Annotated in this window: 16 protein-coding genes; 5 read left to right on the forward strand and 11 right to left on the reverse strand. The window is 46.2% G+C overall.

The features are described from left to right. Position 1 precedes the first annotated feature (1 nt). From M1D30_RS04920 to M1D30_RS04960, 9 genes are all read right to left on the reverse strand, one after another. Positions 2-1,252, reverse strand: coding sequence for an ATP-binding protein (locus tag M1D30_RS04920; RefSeq protein ID WP_248506882.1), 1,251 nt, complete (start codon positions 1,250-1,252; stop codon positions 2-4). A gap of 85 nt (positions 1,253-1,337) precedes the next feature. Beyond that, positions 1,338-2,525 (reverse strand): glycosyltransferase family 2 protein, encoded by a 1,188-nt coding sequence (locus M1D30_RS04925; RefSeq protein ID WP_248506884.1) that lies wholly within the window; start codon positions 2,523-2,525, stop codon positions 1,338-1,340. Between the two features lie 6 nt (positions 2,526-2,531). After that, complete coding sequence (locus M1D30_RS04930; RefSeq protein WP_248506886.1) at positions 2,532-4,859, reverse strand: hypothetical protein; 2,328 nt, start codon at positions 4,857-4,859, stop codon at positions 2,532-2,534. A 117-nt stretch (positions 4,860-4,976) separates the two neighbouring features. Further along, positions 4,977-6,554 carry an Rne/Rng family ribonuclease gene (locus M1D30_RS04935; protein ID WP_248506889.1) on the reverse strand — a complete coding sequence of 526 codons (1,578 nt, stop codon included), beginning with the start codon at positions 6,552-6,554 and terminating at the stop codon, positions 4,977-4,979. A gap of 242 nt (positions 6,555-6,796) precedes the next feature. After that, the gene (locus M1D30_RS04940; RefSeq protein WP_256466180.1) at positions 6,797-7,147 is read right to left on the reverse strand and encodes an HU family DNA-binding protein; all 351 of its coding nucleotides are present in this window, start codon (positions 7,145-7,147) and stop codon (positions 6,797-6,799) included. Positions 7,148-7,242: 95 nt separating this feature from the next. Next, positions 7,243-7,941, reverse strand: coding sequence for an ABC transporter ATP-binding protein (locus M1D30_RS04945; RefSeq protein WP_248506893.1), 699 nt, complete (start codon positions 7,939-7,941; stop codon positions 7,243-7,245). A gap of 61 nt (positions 7,942-8,002) precedes the next feature. Next, positions 8,003-11,395 (reverse strand): preprotein translocase subunit SecA, encoded by a 3,393-nt coding sequence (gene secA, locus M1D30_RS04950; protein ID WP_248506895.1) that lies wholly within the window; start codon positions 11,393-11,395, stop codon positions 8,003-8,005. 102 nt (positions 11,396-11,497) lie between these two features. Then, positions 11,498-13,075, reverse strand: a complete 1,578-nt coding sequence (locus M1D30_RS04955; protein WP_248506896.1) for an alkaline phosphatase family protein — start codon at positions 13,073-13,075, stop codon at positions 11,498-11,500. Beyond that, the gene (locus M1D30_RS04960) at positions 13,065-14,138 is read right to left on the reverse strand and encodes a DUF4105 domain-containing protein (RefSeq protein WP_248506904.1); all 1,074 of its coding nucleotides are present in this window, start codon (positions 14,136-14,138) and stop codon (positions 13,065-13,067) included. The genes M1D30_RS04955 and M1D30_RS04960 overlap by 11 nt, the downstream gene beginning before the upstream one ends. Before the next feature lie 186 nt (positions 14,139-14,324). Between M1D30_RS04960 and M1D30_RS04965 the strand changes: the two genes are divergently transcribed. From M1D30_RS04965 to M1D30_RS04985, 5 genes are all read left to right on the forward strand, one after another. Then, on the forward strand, positions 14,325-15,638 hold the full coding sequence (locus M1D30_RS04965) for a hypothetical protein (RefSeq protein ID WP_248506906.1): 1,314 nt from the start codon (positions 14,325-14,327) through the stop codon (positions 15,636-15,638). 57 nt (positions 15,639-15,695) lie between these two features. Next, a complete protein-coding gene (gene lptC, locus M1D30_RS04970; protein ID WP_256466181.1) occupies positions 15,696-16,262 on the forward strand; it encodes an LPS export ABC transporter periplasmic protein LptC in 567 nt (188 codons plus the stop codon). Further along, a complete protein-coding gene (locus tag M1D30_RS04975; RefSeq protein ID WP_248506910.1) occupies positions 16,259-17,536 on the forward strand; it encodes a hemolysin family protein in 1,278 nt (425 codons plus the stop codon). The genes lptC and M1D30_RS04975 overlap by 4 nt, the downstream gene beginning before the upstream one ends. A gap of 93 nt (positions 17,537-17,629) precedes the next feature. After that, positions 17,630-19,777, forward strand: a complete 2,148-nt coding sequence (locus tag M1D30_RS04980) for a peptidylprolyl isomerase (protein WP_248506912.1) — start codon at positions 17,630-17,632, stop codon at positions 19,775-19,777. A gap of 90 nt (positions 19,778-19,867) precedes the next feature. Continuing rightward, complete coding sequence (locus tag M1D30_RS04985; RefSeq protein WP_248506914.1) at positions 19,868-20,143, forward strand: TIGR03905 family TSCPD domain-containing protein; 276 nt, start codon at positions 19,868-19,870, stop codon at positions 20,141-20,143. 126 nt (positions 20,144-20,269) lie between these two features. Here the strand turns inward: M1D30_RS04985 and M1D30_RS04990 are convergent, their stop codons facing one another. Together M1D30_RS04990 and M1D30_RS04995 are read right to left on the reverse strand one after the other, a co-directional pair. Further along, entirely contained in the window at positions 20,270-20,761 is a 492-nt protein-coding gene (locus M1D30_RS04990) for a DUF1648 domain-containing protein (RefSeq protein WP_248506916.1), read from the reverse strand. Then, complete coding sequence (locus M1D30_RS04995) at positions 20,721-20,930, reverse strand: hypothetical protein (RefSeq protein ID WP_248506918.1); 210 nt, start codon at positions 20,928-20,930, stop codon at positions 20,721-20,723. Before M1D30_RS04995 ends, M1D30_RS04990 begins: the two co-directional genes overlap by 41 nt. Positions 20,931-20,950 lie beyond the last annotated feature (20 nt).

Below are 20,950 nucleotides of genomic sequence, written 5' to 3' on the forward strand. Positions count from 1 at the left end.
ATTATGAACCAATGTAATGCTTGATGAGTTCAATGAGGTCCTCGACCTTGAAGGGCTTTGCCATGAAATCATTGCAACCGGCAGCTTTGGCTTCGCGAATGTTCTCAGGGAATGCAAAGGCACTGAGGGCAATGATGGGTACATCTTGGTTGACCTCTTTGATAATACGTGTAGCATCAAGTCCGTCCATCTCAGGCATGCGGATATCCATCAGAATCAAGTCGGGCTTATCTTCCTCGTACATGGTAACTGCTTCGATACCATTGTGGGCTCGAAGCAAATTGTAGCGCTTTTGAAGCACAATGCGTACCAATTCAAAGTTGCTTTCCTCGTCTTCGGCCACGAGAATGGTCTTCATGGCTTTTTGGTCAGGGTGATTGCTAACACGCAAGGTACGCATGTTGTTTGCCGAACGATTGCTGATAGACATGCCTCCCACATTGCCGGTGAATGGCATGGTAAAGGTAAAGACAGAACCTTCGCCCAGGGTAGACTTGACTTCAATATGTCCTCCCATCTTTTCGACAATGATGCGGCAGAGGGCTAAGCCGAGACCAAATCCACGTTGTTGCTCGGCATCCTTCGATGCATATGTGTCGAAGATGTGGTCAATAAACTTTGGATCAATGCCCGAACCGGTGTCTGCCACGTAGAATTCAATCTCCTCGGTGTTGTTAATAAGTCGATAGCCGTAAGAGATAGTTCCGCGTGGAGTGTGTTTCAATGCATTGGAAATGAGATTTGAGAAAACCTGTGTTAGGCGATTCTCATCGGTATTCATCACAGCGGGAAGCTCTGGTTTCTTCCAGTTGAGAATAACTGTTTCGGGACAACGGAACTTAAACAGCTGTTTGATACTGTTCATCAGCATGTTTAGATCGGTTGGATTCTTCTTGATGACAATTTCGCCAGACTCCACACGTGAGAGGTCAAGGATTTCGTTGACCAAACTAAGCAGGCGGCTATTATTGCTCTCAATAATCTCCATGTAGTTTAGACGCTCTTCCTGAGAGTCAGTTTCGGCCATCACACGAGAAAATCCCTCAATGGCATTGAGGGGAGTACGAATCTCATGGGACATGTTTGCCAAGAACAACGACTTCATCTGGCTGGCTTTTTCTGCTTTAGCCGCCTTCTCCTCGTATTCTTTCAATTTCTGGTTCGCCTGTTTCAACTGTGCATTGGCGATTTCCAGTTTTTGAACTGTCTCAGAATACTTTTGTTCTAATATCTTCTTTTCGTCCAAACTCATTCTTGATAAACAATGACTTTCGCTTGCAAAAGTAATAAAAAAAAATGTGACAGGCGAATATTTTCCCGGGAATTTTACAAAAAAGTTATGCACGACGGGCTTTTTCCCACGTTCCACTGCTATGATGAGTCATCAGATAGCTTATTCCTTTGAATACGTTGAGATTCATGAACAGGAAGTAATAAGGCACGTAGAGCAATATTATCCTATGGCCGACGCGCTCCAAAGTATATCCGAGGAAGGCAGCCAAATAGAACAGTAACTGAAGAATGGCTGCAAGGGTATAGCCCCAATGCCAACAAGTGAACATCAGTATGATGTTGAGGGGGACAAGGGCAACAAGAGCTATGGGGGTAATGCTCCAACGGAGTACACGATGGGATACGAACTGGAAGGCAACCTTGGGATGCTTAAATGGGTTCATCAGACCACGAAGCCACCAAATACTCTGCAGTCCACCTGCAGCTATGCGGCGTTTTCGTTTCGACTCTTCATCAATGTTAGCCGAGCCGTATTCCATCGCATAAGCGTCTCTAGTATAAGCAATGCGATGTCCGTCTTTGAGGATGAGCATAGACATCATGAAATCATCAAGCAGGGCGTTGCTGGGGGCTTCACGATAGTGACTCATGCGCACAGCAAACAGCTCGCCGGCAGCACCCATGGCGGAATAGAGATCGCTGTCCCACTGTTTCAAGGTACTCTCATATTTCCAGTAGATGCCTTCTCCCTCGGCAGCGGCTTGTCCTTTGTGGCGTGCCTGAACACGTTTCTCGCCAGAAACACAACTGACATTGGTCTTCATGAATTGGCGCACTATCTCGCGGATGGCATCGGCGTTGAGCATCGTGTTAGCATCAGTGAATACCACGTATTCTGCTTTGTTCTCACGCAGACCATGTTGCATGGCTGCTGCCTTACCCTTGCGTTCTGGACTATATACAAGGGTTATGTCGGAATATGTTTGAAGGAGTTCGTTGGAGTTGTCGTTACTTCCATCGGTTACCCACATAACACATAGTTTGCTCTTAGGATAGTTTAGCTGCTGTATGTTCCTCATCTTCTCCTCAATGATGTCAGCTTCATTATAGGCACAAATCATCAAAGTAACTTGTGGGAAAAGCTCCTCGTTAAGGGGGAGGATAGGAGTTAACTCCTTGTGTATGAACAGATGCTTGACCTTAAGAATGAGATAGAGAAGTACCCCATAACCTAGATAGGTATAAATGACAAGCGCCACACAACACCAAAAAACTATCTTAAGAGTAACCATAATTAGTTATTTTACAATGACTTTCTTTCCTCCAATAATATAGATTCCTTGTCTCAATCCTTCTGTCGTGGTGGCATTGCTGCGGACAATACGGCCGTCCAGACTGTAGATGTGATGACTTTTTGCTGAGGGAACATTGATATCCCGGATAGCAGTTATATCAGTACTGCCAAAGAAATGCAGACGGAAGTTGTCGAATATAGCCCAATAGTTGCTGGGCATGGATGTAGAGCGGATGCCAATCTTTAAACTTCCACCATCGGTAGCTACTTTTCCTGCAACCTCATTCTCGTAGAGACCTTTCTTGAAATATTTGCTGGCGGCCTCCATGTTGTTGGGGATGTAAAGGTTGGTTGCTACTTCAACTTCTGTTCCACCTAATTTCTTGCTTTGAGCATCGGCACAGATGTGCTTCAATTTCGTTTGACTGGTGCCTGCATAGAGGTAGGCCGTGACTTTGGTATTGCCTGATGTGGTGTAGGCAGTGTAAGCATCAGCCGATTTGCCAGGACGCTGATAACCCTGTACGCGCATAAGATAATGGCCTGCAGGAAGTGACTTGATGGTCTGGTTGAAATCGAAGGTCTTCTCATAGAACTCTGCGCATGAGAAGTTGATAGTTGCAGCTACAGACCAGCCGTCAGTTGCATCCATTCCAGCGTTCTGAATCAGGTATGTCAAGTCGAAGGGGTGATTGATATCTGTGGCTGCCACATGGCAGAGGAAATTGAAAACTGCTTGGGTTGCCTCGGTTGACAGCGCAACAAGTTCCATGGTAGTGATGGATTGATCCATACGTTGCTCAATGCTACTGATGGCATTGCTAAAAGTTGCATCTGTGCCTTCCATTTCTTCGCTATGTGGCACGTCAATAAGGGATTTGACAGTGGCGATGTATGTGGATAACTGATTTTTAATCAGAGAAATGGATGATTCCTCAACCTGCTTGAGTTCTTGCGCATCGAGTATAAGCCATCGTTGGTTAGTGGCAGAGTTTGCCAAATTGAAAGTGCTTCCTCCTGTATTACCATTAATGTTGGCTTGCAAACAAGAAGGGGTCCAATTGCCTGTAGGATGGATAATCCAGTAACCGCGCTTGCTATTCTCGCCAGTACCTATGTCAACACGGCCTTTCATAAGATGGAAATTTTCGTTGGCTGTGAGGGTTGTGCGTGCCAATGTCTTGAAACCACTTGAATAGGTTAGATATTGGCCTGTGGCTGCATTGCGCAACTGATAGTACTGGTTTTCGGGAGTAAAGGTGATATACCATGCTACACTGTCGTTGTTCAGCGCTGCTTCTGGAGTCATGGCTCGCCATTTAAGCATGCCGTTGGATGTGGGAATAAGATAAGAGTCGTAGAAGCCACGCTCTGTTGACTCGCTCTTCAGGTAATACTTGATGGTATCCTCCTGATTAAAGGTGTAGCAGGGATCGGCAAAAGTTGCAGAACGGTGTTCCAAGCCATCCTCGCCCAAGGCCTGACCTATCATGGCATTGGCATAGTAAGTTTTTAATGAACCATCGTCCTCGTGGGCACCATTAATGCCATAAGGCCACATGTGTTGTGTATCGCCATTAAGGCGTGAGCCTGTTGCGTTGTCCCAGAAATCAAGAAATGCGGATACACGGTCGCCTAACCATTGGCCTGTGCCGTTGCCGGAACGAAGAATACTGCCACACCATTGGGTGGAGTAGCTGATGACGCCAAGACCATGCTGCATTTCGTGCATGATAGTACCTGTCTTCTGGTAACTCTGATTTGAACCAACGTTCATCCATGGTGTGTCCTTGTAATTGCAATCAGCAGTAGGGGTGCCTGAGCCATAACCCACTTCAAAATGTTTCTTGATGCTTGTCAGGTTGCAGAATAGGTTGCATGCTTGAGTAAGGGCATTGTTGATGCGAGTGTTTTCGGCAGCACTGCCTCCATTGTTATATGAATAGGTGACGTTTCCTTTTGGAAGGGTGTAGAATTTGATGACGTCACCATAGCCCGTGATACCGTCCTTGTTAGTGGCATAGGCACGCATGTAGTATTTGGTAGAGGGCTTTAGATTCTCAAAATAATAGATAACGCCATTGTTGGTAATATTTTTTGTACTAATGCTATCACTAATCATTGGATTGGGGTTTTCCGCAATGCAGAAACCGCGTTTAGTGATGGCGGATCCACCATTTGCTAAAGACGACTTGATTCGACCGAAAGCCATTGTAGCACCGCGTGCATATCGGGTGTCGGTAACGACTTGAGGCTCCTGGGCATGAGCCGAGATGAGTGCGATAGCAGATAGTAGGGTAGTTGTGATTCCTCGTTTGACTAGTTTTTTCATTTATTCGTTTTTTGGTATTTAATGCAAAAATACATTTTTTTTTCTAAATGACAAAGTGTTGCTAATAAAAAATGCACAGAATACATTAGATTTCAGTATCCTGTGCAATTTAAAAGGTTATTTGCTTACTTCGTTTTCTTCTTGCATGTCAATATACTGTTGATTGACATCGTAAAACTCGTATTGCAAGAATGCCATCTTTTGGCTCGGAATGACTCGAATGCCTAACCCGTACTTTAGCTGCCATCGGCGTTTTAATGAGAATACGCCTTGATTAATAAAGGCAGCCACATAGGGATGAACATGGAGTGAGAAACGCTTAATGCCAATCTTGTTGACGAGATTATCAATTTTGCTCTCTAACTGATCTGTGAACAGTATGCTTGATTTTATCTTACCAGTGCCATGACACGTGGGACAGCTCTCCTCTACAGCAACATCCATGGCAGGACGAACACGCTGACGTGTAATCTGCATGAGTCCGAATTTTGATAACGGCAAGATGTTGTGACGAGCACGGTCCTTCTTCATGTTCTCGCACATACGTTCATACAGTAGCTGGCGATCCTCTGCCAGGTTCATGTCGATGAAATCAACAACAATGATTCCGCCCATATCCCTGAGGCGCAATTGACGTGCTAGCTCATCTGCAGCACCAAGATTGGTCTCTAGGGCATTAGCTTCCTGGCCGTTTTCTTTCTTAATTCGTGTTCCACTGTTGACATCAACCACGTGCATTGCTTCCGTGTGCTCAATAATAAGATAAGCACCTCGTTTGTAGTTTACAGTACGTCCGAAACCCGATTTTATTTGTTTGGTTACGTCGAAATTGTCGAAAATAGGAACATTGCCTTTATACAACTTGACAATGTCTGCCTTCTCAGGGGCAATGAGTGAGACGTAATCGTGAATCTGATTGTAGATTTCGGCGTCGTTGACGTGGATACCATCGTAGGTGGGATTGAATAAATCGCGAAGAAGGGCTACGGCGCGTGTCTGTTCTTCAAATACTAGTTGCGGACGTTCTGTAGTCTTTTGCACCTTGGTAATGGTGTCTTCCCATCGCTTTAGCAGTACTTTCAACTCTTGGTCGAGTTCTGCTGCTTTCTTGCCTTCAGCTACAGTACGGACAATGACGCCAAAATTCTTTGGCTTCATGCTTTGAACTAGTTGTTTTAAACGACTGCGCTCTTCGCCTCGTTTGATTTTACTTGATACAGAAACCTTTTCGCCAAAGGGAATCAACACCATGAATCGGCCCGCGAAACTAAGTTCACATGTTAGGCGAGGGCCTTTTGTGTTAATTGGCTCTTTGACAACTTGCACCATAATCTCCTGGCCAACTTTCAGAACGTTCTGAATGCTGCCTTCTTTAGGAAGAATAGGCTGGCAAGTAGCTTTCTGGATTGGATAGAGTTTCTTGCGATCGCTTGCTACCTGTTTGAGGTATTTCTCAAAAGAGCTAAATTGAAGTCCTAAGTCAAGATAATGCAAAAATGCATCCTTCTCCGAGCCAACATCTACGAAGCAAGCGTTTAATCCAGGCATGAGCTTGCGCACCTTGCCCACATAGATGTTGCCCACAGCAAAAGAGGCCTCTCGAGGCTCATTTTGATATTCCACTAGACTCTTGTCTTCCAAGAGGGCAATGGAAATCTCCTTTGGTTGGACATCGATGATTACTTCGCTTGTCATGTTTTTGATAGATGTTGTTGACTTGATTTTGCTTTTTACTAAAAGGGTGCACCAAACAACTTGTTTCTTTTGTTTGGTACACTCCTTTCATCTTTCTTTCGTCAGTAATTTACTTGCTCTTATGACGATTCTTGCGCAGTCTCTTCTTACGCTTGTGTGTGGCCATCTTGTGACCCTTCTTTTTCTTTCCGTTTGGCATAGTTGTTAAATGTTTATTTAATACTTAAATTAATGATTCTATATTAATCCACCATCTCGGCTTCATCAATAGCTGCTGCGGGGTTGGGATTCTGAGCCATGCGGTCAATAAAACTCTTGCAGGGCTTGAATGCGGGAATATCGTGCTCCTCGATGACGAGCGTGGTGTTCTTCGAAATGTTGCGAGCTGTCTTTTGGGCACGATGCTTAACGATGAAGCTACCGAATCCGCGCAAATATACATTCTCCTTATTGTTCGCCAGGCTCATACGGACCTCCTCCATGAAAGCCTCTACAACGATTGCGACTTCCTTTGGATTCATGCCAGTTTCCATGGCTATTGACTTGACTATTTCTGCCTTGGTCATGTTGTTTTTCTTTGTGATTTTATTGATGTACTTGTTTTTTGGACTGCAAAGATACTCATTTTCAATCAGATATGAAAATTTTTTTGCTGTTTTTTAGAAAAAACCTGCAAAATGGACCAATCTTATTCGCCAAAATAGTCAGTTAGCTCCTGTCTTGCACTACCATCTTCGTTTGTCATGTCACGAATGATAACGCCTTTCTCTAACAAAGCAATTCGGTTGGAAATGTCTATTGTGTGCTGCAGGTTATGACTACTTATAATAATGGTGGCATGAGTTCTTTCTGCATATTGAGTCAGGGTGCGCTTTAGCACATTCTGAGTCGTTGGGTCCAGAAAGTTGAATGGCTCGTCAAGAATAACCAACTGTGGTTCTCTGATAAGTGCCGAGATAATGCCAACCTTCTGCTTGTTGCCAGCCGATAAGTTGCGAATTAGTTTTTTCTGTCCAAAGACCTCTCCGCCAGCCAATGCTTCGTAGAGTGCGAACTTCCCTTCCATCTCTTTCTGAGGTATACCGCTAATCTTACCGATAAACGAGAAATATTCTTCTGGCGTCAGGTAATCAATAAGGAAGCCCTCGTCGATAAATGCTCCAGTTAGATGTTTCCATTCCTCAGATTGGGCAGGGTTGATGCCATTAATCTCTACGCTTCCTTCGTCTGGTTTAAGAAGGTCGAGTATCATGCGGAAGAGTGTCGTCTTACCGGCACCGTTGTTTCCCACCAACCCCAAAATATCACCGTCGTTAATTGTGAACGACGGGATATTACAGGCTGTGGTCTCTCCGAATGTTTTCTTCAGATTATTAATCTTAATCATAATGCTGGATTTTTTTGGGGAGATAAGACTCTAGAATACTATATATGCCAGATCCTCCTAGTTAAACTAATCCTTTTCCGTGGCAATTCTTGAATTTCTTTCCACTACCACAGGGACAGAGATCGTTACGTCCAGGCATCTTATCCTTCATGATAGGTGTGCGAGGTTGCTGGGGACGGGTGTCGTTGTGAGCGGCAGCACGCTGTCCATTATCAACCAGCTGTTCATCCTGCAGGTTCTGCTTGTTTTCTGTGTATTGCTGACGGTTGGTATGCTCCTCTGGAGCTGCTTCACGAACCTCTTGCTGCATCTCGGGAATCTGTCCTCTGTTCAGCACAGCCATAGTACGGTTGTTCATCTCGTTAATCATGTTGTCCCATACCTTGGCACTCTCCAACTTAAAGATAAGCAGAGGATCTTTTTGCTCGTAGCTGGCATTCTGTACAGAGTGACGCAAATCGTCGAGCTCTCGCAGGTTTTCCTTCCATGACTCATCAATGATGTGGAGCAACATCTGCTTCTCGAACTCCTTAACGACAGCCTTACATTCTGTGTCGTAAGCTTCCTTCAGGTTACATGCAATGTTGTAAACACGGCGACCATCGGTGATGGGAACCATGATACGCTCGTACATCTGACCTTGCTCCTCATATACACGCTGGATAACGGGCCAAGCCACTTCGCGGATGTGCTCCGTTTTGCGATTGAAGTTGGCTAATGCTGCCTGGAAAGCCTTCTCAGCTAGGTCATCGGGCTTCATCGTCGTGAATTCATTCTCGGTGAAAGGTACCTCCATCGCGAAGAGGTGCAGAAACTCTTCCTTGCATCCTTCATAGTCATTGCGCTCGATGATGGTACTTACACGGTCCCAGATGGTGTTGGCGATATCCATGCCTATACGTTCACCCATCAAGGCGTGACGACGTTTCTCGTAGATAACAGTACGCTGCTTGTTCATAACATCATCATACTCCAGCAGACGTTTACGGATACCGAAGTTGTTCTCCTCAACTTTCTTCTGTGCACGCTCAATGCTTCGAGAAATCATGGGACTCTCAATCATCTCGCCTTCCTTGAAGCCTAAGCGGTCCATCACAGAGGCAATGCGCTCTGATGCAAACAGACGCATCAGTTTGTCTTCCAGTGATACATAGAATACAGAAGAACCTGGGTCTCCTTGACGTCCGGCACGACCACGCAGCTGACGGTCTACACGACGGCTTTCATGACGTTCTGTACCAATGATGGCCAGACCACCAGCAGCCTTAACCTCAGGAGACAGCTTAATATCGGTACCACGACCTGCCATGTTAGTGGCAATGGTCACTGCACCCATGCCGTTCTTGTCCTGCTGACCAGCCAGAGCCACGATATCGGCCTCTTTCTGGTGTAACTTGGCGTTCAGGACCTGATGGGGGATGCCCTCACGCTTACCCGTTTCGGGATCTACGTACATATCCAGCATACGGCTCAGCAACTCGGAAATCTCGACGCTTGTCGTACCAATCAGCGTGGGACGGCCTGCTTTTCGCATTTTAACGATTTCCTCGATGACGGCTTTGTATTTCTCGCGTGCTGTTTTATACACACGGTCGTCCATGTCGTTGCGCGCAATAGGCTTGTTGGTGGGAATCTCCACCACATCAAGTTTGTAGATATCCCAGAACTCTCCGGCCTCCGTCGAAGCGGTACCTGTCATACCTGCCAGTTTGTGATACATGCGGAAATAGTTCTGCAAGGTGATGGTAGCAAAGGTCTGTGTGGCGGCCTCCACCTTTACATGCTCCTTAGCCTCTACTGCCTGATGCAGACCGTCGCTCCATCGGCGTCCTTCCATGATACGGCCTGTCTGTTCATCGACAATCTTAACCTCGCCATCAATAACTACATATTCATCATCCTTGTTGAACATGGTGTATGCTTTAAGCAACTGCTGCAGCGTGTGCACGCGCTCGCTCTGTACGGCGTAGTAGTTCATCATCTCGTCCTTCTTGTTCAGACGTTCTTCGTCCGTGAGGCCTGTCTCTGCTTCCAATGCTGAGAGCTGGCCGGCGATGTCGGGAAGGACAAACAAGGCAGCGTCGTTTACTTGTTTTGCCAACCATGCTGTTCCTTTATCAGTCAGGTCGCATGAGTTGAGTTTCTCGTCAACGACAAAATACAAAGGCTCTACAGCCTCAGGCATTCTGCGGTTGTTGTTTTCCATATAGTGCTCTTCGGTCTTGAGCATGCCAGCCTTGATACCTTCTTCTGAAAGATATTTGATGAGTGGCTTGTTTTTAGGAAGTGCTTTGTGCGAGCGGAACAATGAGAGGAAACCTGCGTCAAGTTTCTCCTGACCGTCTTTCTTGTTTCCTTCTTCCATCAACTTGTTTCCTTCGGTAATCAATACCTTGGCATCTGCAAGATATTGCGTAGCCAATTGCTTCTGAACGCCATAGAGCTTTTCTACCAATGGCTGGTATTCTTCGAACATCTGAACCTCGCCTTTGGGAACGGGTCCGCTGATAATCAGAGGTGTTCGGGCATCATCAATTAACACAGAGTCAACCTCATCGACGATGGCATAGTTGTGTGCGCGCTGCACCAAGTCGGCAGGCGAGATAGCCATGTTATCACGCAGATAGTCAAAACCAAACTCATTGTTTGTACCAAAAGTGATATCTGCTTGATAAGCCTTACGACGTTCTGCTGAGTTAGGCTGATGCTTGTCGATACAGTCGACGCTCAGGCCATGGAACATATAAAGTGGACCCATCCATTCTGAGTCACGCTTAGCCAAATAGTCGTTTACCGTCACCACATGAACACCATTGCCAGTAAGAGCGTTTAGGAATACTGGCAGTGTGGCAACAAGCGTCTTACCTTCACCAGTGGCCATCTCGGCAATCTTACCCTGATGAAGAACAACGCCACCGAAAAGCTGTACATCATAGTGTACCATTTCCCATTTCAGGTCATTACCACCTGCTGTCCAATGGTTGTGATAGATAGCTTTGTCGCCATCAATCGTGATAAAGTCTTTTCTAGGATCGGCAGCCAACTCACGATCAAAGTCGTTGGCTGTAACGATGGTCTCCTCGTTCTGAGCGAAACGGCGAGCCGTCTCCTTGACGATAGCATATACCTCAGGCATTACCTCGTCGAGAGCCTTCTCATAAATCTCAAGTGCCTCTTTCTCCTTTTTATCAATCTTGGCAAAGATGTCGGCTCGTTCGTCCAATGGCGTTTCTTCGATGGTAGCCTTCAGGCGCTCAATCTCCTCTTTTTGTTCTTTAGCAGCGGTTTGTACCTGTTGACGGATCTCTTGAGTGCGAGCACGAAGTGCGTCATTATCCAGTGCTTCTACTTTGGGTGAAACGGCTTTCACCATCTCCACGAAAGGCTGAATCTTCTTCATATCACGCGATGATTTGTCGCCGAAGAGAGCCTTCAATATACTATTGAAATTCATAATATGTTTTTAATGAATGGGTTCTAAATTTTAAAATTGTGTGCAAAGTTAACGATTTTCTGCCAATAAACAGCAAAAAACAACCAATAATTACCAATTAGGTTAGAATAATGGTTTCGACGAGCACGCATTTGGAGCCCTGATGCGGATGCATCGCGCCAGAGTGGGCGCAATCTGATCAATGGTAACGGGCACTTGTATGCGTTCAGGACTTGTGCCTGCACCATAGAAAATTATCGGGAATTGTATATATGATGCTTTTGAGAAATCGCTTTCTTGTGTGTCCTCATGCAGAATGCGCCAACCGGGAGCTGTTTCGATGAATATGTCGCCGCAGTTGTCGGGACTAAAGCCGTTGCGCACCTTCTGAATCATTTCGTTCTGGCTGGTCAGTAGCTGTAGTGACGTATAGACGTTTCTTACGCCCGACATCATAGCCATGAATTCCTGACTGCGGTTTAGGGCCTCAGTCATACTGATTTTCTTCGACTCCAGCAACTTGCGGTTCAGGAAGATTTGGTTTTTATATACCGTCTCCACGTAATCGCCTTGTCCCCAGGTGGCACCCAGATACATGTTCATCAGGTTTGTCGATCTGTTCATGTAGAAAGTACCTGATGGAATCTTATATGCCTGATAATCAGACATTTCTTCGTTGCTGTATCCAGTGCTTGTGATGACGACAAGCAGGTCCTTGCGCTTCAGTTTTTCTTCCAGTTTATCGATGAGTCGACTCAACTCTTTGTTCAGTCGGATATACGTGTCTTGTACTTCCAACTGACAATCTGTCACAGCCTTGTGATCGTATGTGCCCGCATAATATGTCAGACAGAGTAAGTCCGTAATCTTGTCATTACCCATGCCTGTGCTGGCTACGCATTGCAGCGCCATGTCTGTAACGTCTCTATTGACTAGGGCGCTAGTCTTATATTTCTTGTATCGTTGTGTGCCTTCAAACTGGTGCTTAAATGGTTTTGTCTCACCCGTCTGCATGAAATAGCTGAAATTGCTAGCCAGTATCGAGTAGGGTTCCCATGTTGTTTGACCAATCTTTGCTGCTGGCGCATTTAGCCTGTTGTATGCCTGGGCCCACGAAGGCAGAGCATTAAAATAAAAGCGTGACGAACACCAGTTGCCACTGGCATCGTCAATCCAAAAGGCACCATTTGCCGCATGTCCTGCAGAAAGTACAGCTGCGTCGCGGAAGGGCGCAATGGCATATACAATGGCTTTTCCGCCAGTACATACTTTCAGTTCGTCGCCAATTGTTGATGTACTCAATTTGTTGGGTGAGGCGGTCTCGTTGGTGTTGATGCCAGGATATTTTGCATCGTCCACACAACCAACAGGTCTGAGTGTCTCGCGATTCAGCCATTGCTGTCCGGCAATATTATTATAATAAGGTGCAACACCCGATGTGATGGCTGCACTTGCCGAAGCTCTATCTATAGGAATAAAAGGATAAGATACATTTGTATAAACTTTACCATCGGCCATTAGGCGAAGGAATCCTTGGTCCGTATAAAGCGGTTGGAAAGCTTCCAGGAAGTCACTTCTCAGTTGGTCAATAGTGATGCTGACCACCAGTCGCGGCGCGCCGTTGGTTTCTTCCTGTGCTATGACTTCTGAGTTAAAGCCCAGCACGGCTAATAGCGTGATATAAATGTATCTATTTGTCATTGTAATGATCTAAACATCTAAATAGCAAAGATAATGCCAAAAATACCATGCCCTCTGCATAGTCTTGCCAGAAACTGCCAAGAAGGAATATAATCAGGCATATAAAGTTGATGAGAAACCACTTTGTCTTACGTTTCTTCCAAATGGGCCATACGAAGAGTAGGGCAATAGGATTTAGAAGTAGAATCTGCAGATTAATACTTGTTGTGGGATGCTCTGAGAAGATCATCAACAGCAAAACAAGACCGGGTAGTCCCGTCAGAACCATTAATAGAGCATCGTACCACCATAACTTTGTTTTCTTGTATATCTCATAGAACGAAACAAATGCCGTGAGAACCATTAAAGCCAGGAAGATGTCGAAAGGTCTCAAGGGAAAATCTGATTCCGTTGTCTGTATTCCTGCAGGCACAAGTAGGCGGCGCTCTTTAACAAAAGGCTCTCGCTTTCCATCGTGCATCACATAGGCACGGTCGAAATCGTAACGAAGGTTGTCAGGCAGGAATTCCTGTTCCTCGCGACTGGTCTTTGCATCAGCCTTGATGCCCAGTAATAAGTCGATGCCAAACGCTGTCCAAACATGGTGCGAATTGTGTTGATGCAGCATTTCGCGGTATGTGGGACTATAATCCTCTCTTGGCTGGTAAAACAATTCTCCCTCTATGCTCTGCTCAATGATATTGCGAGGACGCGTAGAGCAGTTGTCATAAAAGAAGTTATAACGATAAACCCTGTTCTCGGGTTTGCAGTTTTCAATCAACGCATTCCTGATGTTCAACTTCTCTTGGCGAGTCAGATTCAATATGTGTTCTGTCACCATGCTGCCCCAATTCTCATAATACTCGCAAAAGGGCAGGGTGGGAGCCACGCCCAGTTCGTAGTCAGTTAAGCCGAAAACAAAGCGTAGGGCGAAGTGAGGCTTTGTATAATCGAACACGCCCCAGTTGTATATGCCGTCAATGCCGCGCTTCAAATCATGATAACGCAGGGCGGTATGTCCGTAAAGACTATATATCTCCTCGTGAGGTGAACAGGTGATGAGTCCAATCTCCACACTGTCCATTTCACTCAAGTCTATGTCTTGAGCTATAGCGTTGTTGCTCGTTAAAAGAATAGAAAAAGCAACAAAAAAAGTCCTAAAAATGTTTTTAAATTGTTTCACGATGCAAAATTAATCTATATTTTCCACTTTCAGTGCATTTAGTTCGAATTTTTTTAATAATTTTGCACCCTGAAAGAAAAAGAATATATGAACAAGCAAATCATAAGCGTTGCTTTGGCAATTGCCTTTTCCATTTCTGGTTATGCCCAGAGTGGCACAAATTCACCTTATAGCCAATATGGTTTAGGTGTTCTTTCTGACCAGTCGCATGGTTTTAACAGTGGTATGAACGGCGTTGGACTGTCGTATCGAGGCGGTGATGTGGTTAACACCTTGAACCCTGCCTCCTATTCGGCCATTGACTCGTTGACAATGGTTTTTGATGTCGGTCTTTCCGGTCAGATTACTAGTTTTAAGGAGGGTAATGTCAAGCGTAATGCAAAGAATGCCGATGTGGAATATGCCGTTGGCTCCTTCCGCCTTTTGCCGAAGGTAGGTGCGGCGTTTGGCTTAATGCCTTTCTCGAACATTGGCTATAACTATTCCGCAACCAATAATCTGAACATAGAGGAAGGAACCATTATCACCGAGACCTATACAGGTTCCGGTGGATTGCATCAGGCTTTCTTCGGTTTGGGATGGAATATCGTAAAACCCCTGTCTTTGGGTGTTAATGTGTCGTATATTTGGGGCACCTATAATCGTTCTGTTTCATCTAGTGCCAATACTTCTAATATAAACAAGCTGTCCAGAGAGTATAGCTGCACGATTAACACTTATGATGTAACATTTGGTGCTCAATGGAAGCAGAAAATCGCTAAACAGGATTATCTGACCTTGGGCGCTATTGTGGGCATAGGCCACGAGCTTAAGGCCAATCCCACTTGCTATACGATAAATAATAACTCCACTTCAAATACTAATGATACAACCTCAATGACCATCCAGAACGGTTTGAGCTTGCCCATGACTTATGGTGTCGGCTTGGGCTGGAATCATGGTTCTAAGTTGTATGTTGGGGCCGATTTCCAGATGCAGCAATGGGGAAAAATCGATTTCCCTGATTATTTCCAGGGAGATGATGGTAAAATGAACTATGCTCTGCGAAGCGGCCTTCTTAGAGACCGTTACAAGGTAAACATTGGTGCCGACTATCAGCCTAATACCACCGGACGTCGCTTGTATCAGCGTGTACATTATCGTTTGGGTGCTGGTTATGCTACACCTTATTATAATATTAATGGAAAGGAAGGCCCCAAAGAGTTCAGTCTTAGTGGAGGCTTTGGCATTCCTCTGGGTTCGGTCTATTGGAATCGTCAGGGACACATGCGTCCTACTTTGAATATCGGCGTGCAATGGGCTCGTTCTTCTGCCACTAATATGGTTACAGAAAACACCTTCCGCATCAATATTGGCTTGACATTCAACGAACGTTGGTTCGCCAAGTGGAAAGTCGACTAATCACTTAGTTCATTGGGAATAAATAAAAATATAAAATGGCTATTAGGGACGAATGTAGTGTTCGCCCTATTGCTGTTTATGGGCTGTAGTGAAGCCCATGAGCACACAGCTCCTGCTGTGAATCCCGAGGATTCTGTTTCAATGATGACAACCTATGGCGTTAATACTTTGATAAGTGACTCGGGTGTCATCAAATATCGTATTGTTACCGAGCAATGGGATGTCAATACCGTGCGTCAGCCATCGCGATGGGAATTCATGAAAGGCATCTTCTTTGAGCAGTTTGACGAACAGTTTCATGTGCAGGCCTACATTCAGGCAGACACGGCTTGGTATTATGATCAGGAGCGCCTGTGGAAACTCAGGGGCAGGGTCAGTCTGCGTAATGTCGACGGTCTTGTGTTTACCAGTGACGAGTTATATTGGGATGGCATGAAGCACGAGTTCTATTCTCATTGCTATTCCAAGCTTGTGACGCCAGAGCGTACGATAGAAGGTACCTATTTCCGTAGTGACGAGCAGATGACTCATTACCGTATTAGTAATTCCGTGGGTTCGTTCCTCGCTGAGGATTTCGAAGACGATGTTGAACCCGCAGATACAACTACTATTTCAGCACCATGATGACTGCACAGATTATAGGTCTTATTGTGTCGATGGTTTTCTCCGCCTTCTTTTCTGGCATGGAAATAGCCTTCGTTGCCAGCAATCGTATGTTGGCCGAGATGTCGCGCGAGAAAAATAATCTTCCTCATCGGGCCATCGCCTTGTTCTACCGGCATCCAAACAATTTCGTTTCCACGATGCTGGTGGGTAACAACATCGCGTTGGTCATCTATGGCATTCTCTTTGCTCAGATCTTTGACCAACTCTTGTTTAATCAGCTTTTCAACGATGCTGCTCGTGTGGCTGCCGACACTTTGTTGTCAACAGCAGTAGTACTCTTTACAGGCGAGTTCCTGCCCAAGACAATCTTCAAGAGCAACCCCAACACCATGCTCTCAATCTTCTCGATTCCGGCCTTGTTGTGTTATGTGGTTCTTTATCCCATATCCCGTTTCGCTACGCTATTGTCTAAGGGACTACTTCGTGTCGTTGGTGTTAAGATTCCCAAACACATGGACGACAAGGAGTTTTCGAAGGTGGATCTGGACTATTTAGTACAAAGTAGCATCGACAATGCTCAGGATGAGGACGACATTGAGGAGGAGGTGCGCTTCTTTCAGAATGCCCTTGACTTCTCTGAGACAAAGGTGCGCGACTGTATGGTGCCAAGAACAGAAATCGATGCTATCGAGGACACCTGCAGCATCGAGCAACTCAAGCAGAAGTTTATTGAGAGTGGCCATTCCAAAATCGTTGTCTACCACGAAGACATCGACCATATTGTCGGGTATATTCATTCCTCTGAGATGTTCCAGAATCCAAAGGATTGGACAGAGAAATTACAGACGATGACCTTCGTGCCCGAGACGATGTCTGCCAGTAAGATGATGCAGACGTTCTTGGCGCAGAAGAAGTCGCTTGGTGTCGTCGTGGATGAGTTTGGTGGCACCAGTGGACTCATCGCGCTCGAGGACATTGTTGAGGAGATCTTTGGAGATATCGAGGATGAGCATGACTCAACCAACTATATTGCCAAACAACTTGACAATGGCGAGTATCTCCTTTCGGCCCGTCTGGAGATTGAAAAAGTGAATGAACTATTCGACTTGGAACTCCCTGAAAGTGATGAGTATATGACGGTGGGAGGTCTAATCCTTCACGAGTATCAGAGCTTCCCGAAACTCAACGAAGTTGTGAAAATAAACCGTTGGGAGTTTAAAATCATAAAAAATACCGCAACAAAAATAGAATTGGTCAGACTAAAAGTCAATACAAACACCAATTTTTCGTGAAAAAATGCCGATAATTCAAGAAAACTTAGTAACTTTGCGGGCTGTAAATTGAAACTAACGAAAAAATAATTAAAACAATAAAATCATTAAAAAATGGCAGCAATTGGAAAAATTAGAAGCTGGGGCCCTGGACTTGTCGTTATTCTGGGTCTGGGTCTTGTAGGCTTCATTGCACAAGATGGCTTTAGCACTTGTAAAGGTCAGGCTCAGGTGGACAGCAGTACCGCCGGCGTGATCGATGGTGAGAAAATTGAGATTCAGGAGTTCCAGAGTCTCGTGGGCGAGTATCAGGAGTTAGCCAAACTCCAAGGACAGGACAATCTGAACGAAGATCAGCTGAATAGCCTGCGCGACTATGTTTGGAACGAATGCGTGAACAATAAGCTCGTTGAGGAACAGGCCGCAAAGTTGGGTCTTACTGTAACAGACGAAGAGGTGGTTAACGTCCTGAAGGAAGGTACTCACCCCGCTATCAGCGAGACACCTCTGTTGTCTCAGTTCGTTAATCCTCAGACCCGTGCTTTCGATGCTAATCAGGTGTCCGCATATCGCGAGTACCTTAAGCAGCAGTCACAGACCAATGCTCAGGCTGCTGAGCAGGCTGTTCTGTTCGAGCGTTGCTGGCCTGTAGCCGAGAGAATCCTGGCTCAGAAGATTCTTGAGATGAAGTATCAGACTTTGCTGGCAGGTTGTGTTATGTCAAACCCTGTTTCTGCAAAGGCTGCTTTCGACAACCAGAATATCGAGAGCGAAGTGATTATGGCTTCTATGCCTTACGCTAGCATTAACGACAACGAGATTGAAGTGACCGATGCCGACCTCAAGGCTAAGTACGACGAGATGAAAGAGCAGTTCAAGACTCGTGCCGACCTGGCCGAGATCAAGTACGTTGTATGTCAGGTTACTGCTTCTAAGAAGGACCGTGATGCTCTGATGGAAGTTATGCAGAAGGCTTCTAAGGCCCTGAAGAGCGATAGCGCTTCTGTTAGCGACGTTGTTCGCGAGGCTCAGTCTCAGGTGGCTTACCTTGGTCTGCCCCTGTCAAAGAACGCCCTTCCTTCAGACCTTGCCGATAGCATCAGCAAGATGGGTGCTGGTCAGGTTACTGCTCCTTTCGAGAGCCGTGACAACACCTTCAACGTTGTGAAGCTGTTCTCTAAGGAGAATGTTGCCGACTCAATCGAGTTCCGTATGATTTCATTGATGGGCATGCAGAGTGCCAAGGCTACTGCCGACAGCATTATGAAGTCAATCAGCGCCGGTGTTGCTTTCGACTCAATTGCCAAGAAGTACAACCAGCGTGGCGAGAAGACTTGGATGACCTCAAACGAGTACGAATCTGCTCCCACACTTACTGCCGACAACAAGGCTATCTATACTGCTTTGCTCAAGGCTCCCGTTAACGAGGTTAAAGACCTCGAGCTCTCTCAGGGTCACATCATTCTTCAGATCACTCAGCGCAAGGGTAATGTTGAGAAGTTTAACGTAGCTATCGTGAAGCGCGCTATCGACTTCTCTAACGAGACCTACAACGAGACCTACAATAAGTTCAGCCAGTTCGTAAGCGAGAGTCAGAACATCGAAGGACTCCAGGCTAAGTGTGCCGACTATGGTTATGTGGTGATGGATGGTCAGGTAACCAATGCCGACCACACAATTGCCAACATCCGTTCTTCACACGACGCTATTAAGTGGTTGTTCACCGAGGCCGAGGAAGGCCACATCTCTAAGGTGTTCGATCGTTGTGGTGATAACGACCGCCTGATGGTCGTTGGTCTCAGCAAGCTCACTCCTAAGGGATATTTAGCCCAGAGCACTGTTGAGGCAACGCTGAAGCAGGAGGTTCTGCGCGACAAGAAGTTTGCTAAGCTCTCTGAGCAGCTTGCAGGTGTTAAGAGCGTTGCCGAGGCTCAGGCCAAGGGTGCCCGCCTTGACAGCATCTCTCACATCACATTCCGCGCTCCTGTATATGTTCCTTCTATCGTGATGCCCGAGCCCGCTCTTAGTGGTGCCGTAGCAGGTACCGAGAAGGGTGCTTTCAGCAAGCACGTTGTCAAGGGACAGGCTGGTGCTTATGTGTTCCAGGTTATCAACCGTACTCAGCGCGAGGGTGTTACCTTCAACGAGAAGGTTTCTGAGGCTGCTCTCCGTCAGTCAGCTCTCCAGCAGACTGTTGGTATGGCTATGCAGGAACTCCGCGACAAGGTTGAGATTAAGGATAATCGCTATATCTTCTTCTAAACCATAGAAGACATATCATTCTACAAACGGGTGCATCATGATTGATGTACCCGTTTTCTTACCTTCACAATAAGAAAAAACACAGGAATTATGAAGACGAAACATCTTATGTACCAGACTCACGGCACGTGTTCACAGATGATTGATGTGACTGCCGACGAGAATGACGTTATCCAGCAGGTGTTCTTCCTGGGTGGCTGCAATGGCAACCTACAGGGCATCAGTCAGCTGGTGAGAGGCCAGAAGATTGACGACGTGATTGCCCGCCTCAATGGCATCCGTTGCGGCACCAAGGGCACCTCATGTCCCGACCAGCTTTGCCGTGCGCTCGAGCAGTTGAAAGAGACGCCTGCGAGCGAAGCATAATTGCGAGGCATAATTGCGAGGCATAATTGCGAGGCATAATTGCGAGGCATAATCAAGCTAATAGACAAACAAAGAGGGCAGCAAAACTACTTGCTGCCCTCTTTTGTTTTATGCTTGTCTTGCGGACTATCTCGCCTTGTGAATCAATACGCAGAAGACGATGACGGTGATGAACATCAAGCCTATGATAGCCATTTCCGGCCATGACGTGTGATGATCCACCAGTAGACTGCTGGTTGCGATGGGCAGCGTGAGTAGCGCCATCTCGAGTGCCATCACCCTGACGAGACGCACCACCAGCGCCCATTGACGCGGCGTTGATACCTCCACGGGGATGTTTATCTTGTGGGGGAAATAGGCGCTGACCATGAGGAAGATGCTGGCTATCGATATGATCAGACAAGGAATCAGCACACTCGACTTCGAGCCCCATCCGTTGGGCTCTCCTGTTGCTCCGAAATGCGTGGGCACCACCTCGGGCGCATCCGCATACATCATGGCGGTGAGTGCGCCGATGCCCACCAGCATCACCACCAGCACTATCTCAAAGATGGTGCCCTCGGTTGTTCTGCACACCTTAATCTTCTCCTTGTTGTTCGTTCTTAACGTCAGTTTCATTTTTCTTCTTTTTGGGTAATCGTTTGGCTTTGCGCAGGGCCTCAGTAATGATCCACTGCAGCTGGCCGTTGGTGCTGCGGAACTCGTCCGCAGCCCAAGCCTCTATCGCGTCCATCGTGTCGCTGTCAACACGTAGGATAAAACTCTTAGTGGATTTCTTTTCAGCCATAAATTATCAATTCTCAATTG

It is taken from the genome of Prevotella sp. E15-22, assembly GCF_023204875.1.
Lineage (GTDB): Bacteria > Bacteroidota > Bacteroidia > Bacteroidales > Bacteroidaceae > Prevotella.

What these genes read in the sequence shown, in the direction of transcription:
- M1D30_RS04920 (WP_248506882.1), bottom strand. Translation starts at nt 1,252, where the DNA reads ATGAGTTTGGACGAAAAGAAGATATTAGAACAAAAGTATTCTGAGACA.
- M1D30_RS04925 (WP_248506884.1), bottom strand. Translation starts at nt 2,525, where the DNA reads ATGGTTACTCTTAAGATAGTTTTTTGGTGTTGTGTGGCGCTTGTCATT.
- M1D30_RS04930 (WP_248506886.1), bottom strand. Translation starts at nt 4,859, where the DNA reads ATGAAAAAACTAGTCAAACGAGGAATCACAACTACCCTACTATCTGCT.
- M1D30_RS04935 (WP_248506889.1), bottom strand. Translation starts at nt 6,554, where the DNA reads ATGACAAGCGAAGTAATCATCGATGTCCAACCAAAGGAGATTTCCATT.
- M1D30_RS04945 (WP_248506893.1), bottom strand. Translation starts at nt 7,941, where the DNA reads ATGATTAAGATTAATAATCTGAAGAAAACATTCGGAGAGACCACAGCC.
- secA (WP_248506895.1), bottom strand. Translation starts at nt 11,395, where the DNA reads ATGAATTTCAATAGTATATTGAAGGCTCTCTTCGGCGACAAATCATCG.
- M1D30_RS04955 (WP_248506896.1), bottom strand. Translation starts at nt 13,075, where the DNA reads ATGACAAATAGATACATTTATATCACGCTATTAGCCGTGCTGGGCTTT.
- M1D30_RS04960 (WP_248506904.1), bottom strand. Translation starts at nt 14,138, where the DNA reads ATGGACAGTGTGGAGATTGGACTCATCACCTGTTCACCTCACGAGGAG.
- M1D30_RS04965 (WP_248506906.1), top strand. Translation starts at nt 14,325, where the DNA reads ATGAACAAGCAAATCATAAGCGTTGCTTTGGCAATTGCCTTTTCCATT.
- M1D30_RS04975 (WP_248506910.1), top strand. Translation starts at nt 16,259, where the DNA reads ATGATGACTGCACAGATTATAGGTCTTATTGTGTCGATGGTTTTCTCC.
- M1D30_RS04980 (WP_248506912.1), top strand. Translation starts at nt 17,630, where the DNA reads ATGGCAGCAATTGGAAAAATTAGAAGCTGGGGCCCTGGACTTGTCGTT.
- M1D30_RS04985 (WP_248506914.1), top strand. Translation starts at nt 19,868, where the DNA reads ATGAAGACGAAACATCTTATGTACCAGACTCACGGCACGTGTTCACAG.
- M1D30_RS04990 (WP_248506916.1), bottom strand. Translation starts at nt 20,761, where the DNA reads ATGAAACTGACGTTAAGAACGAACAACAAGGAGAAGATTAAGGTGTGC.
- M1D30_RS04995 (WP_248506918.1), bottom strand. Translation starts at nt 20,930, where the DNA reads ATGGCTGAAAAGAAATCCACTAAGAGTTTTATCCTACGTGTTGACAGC.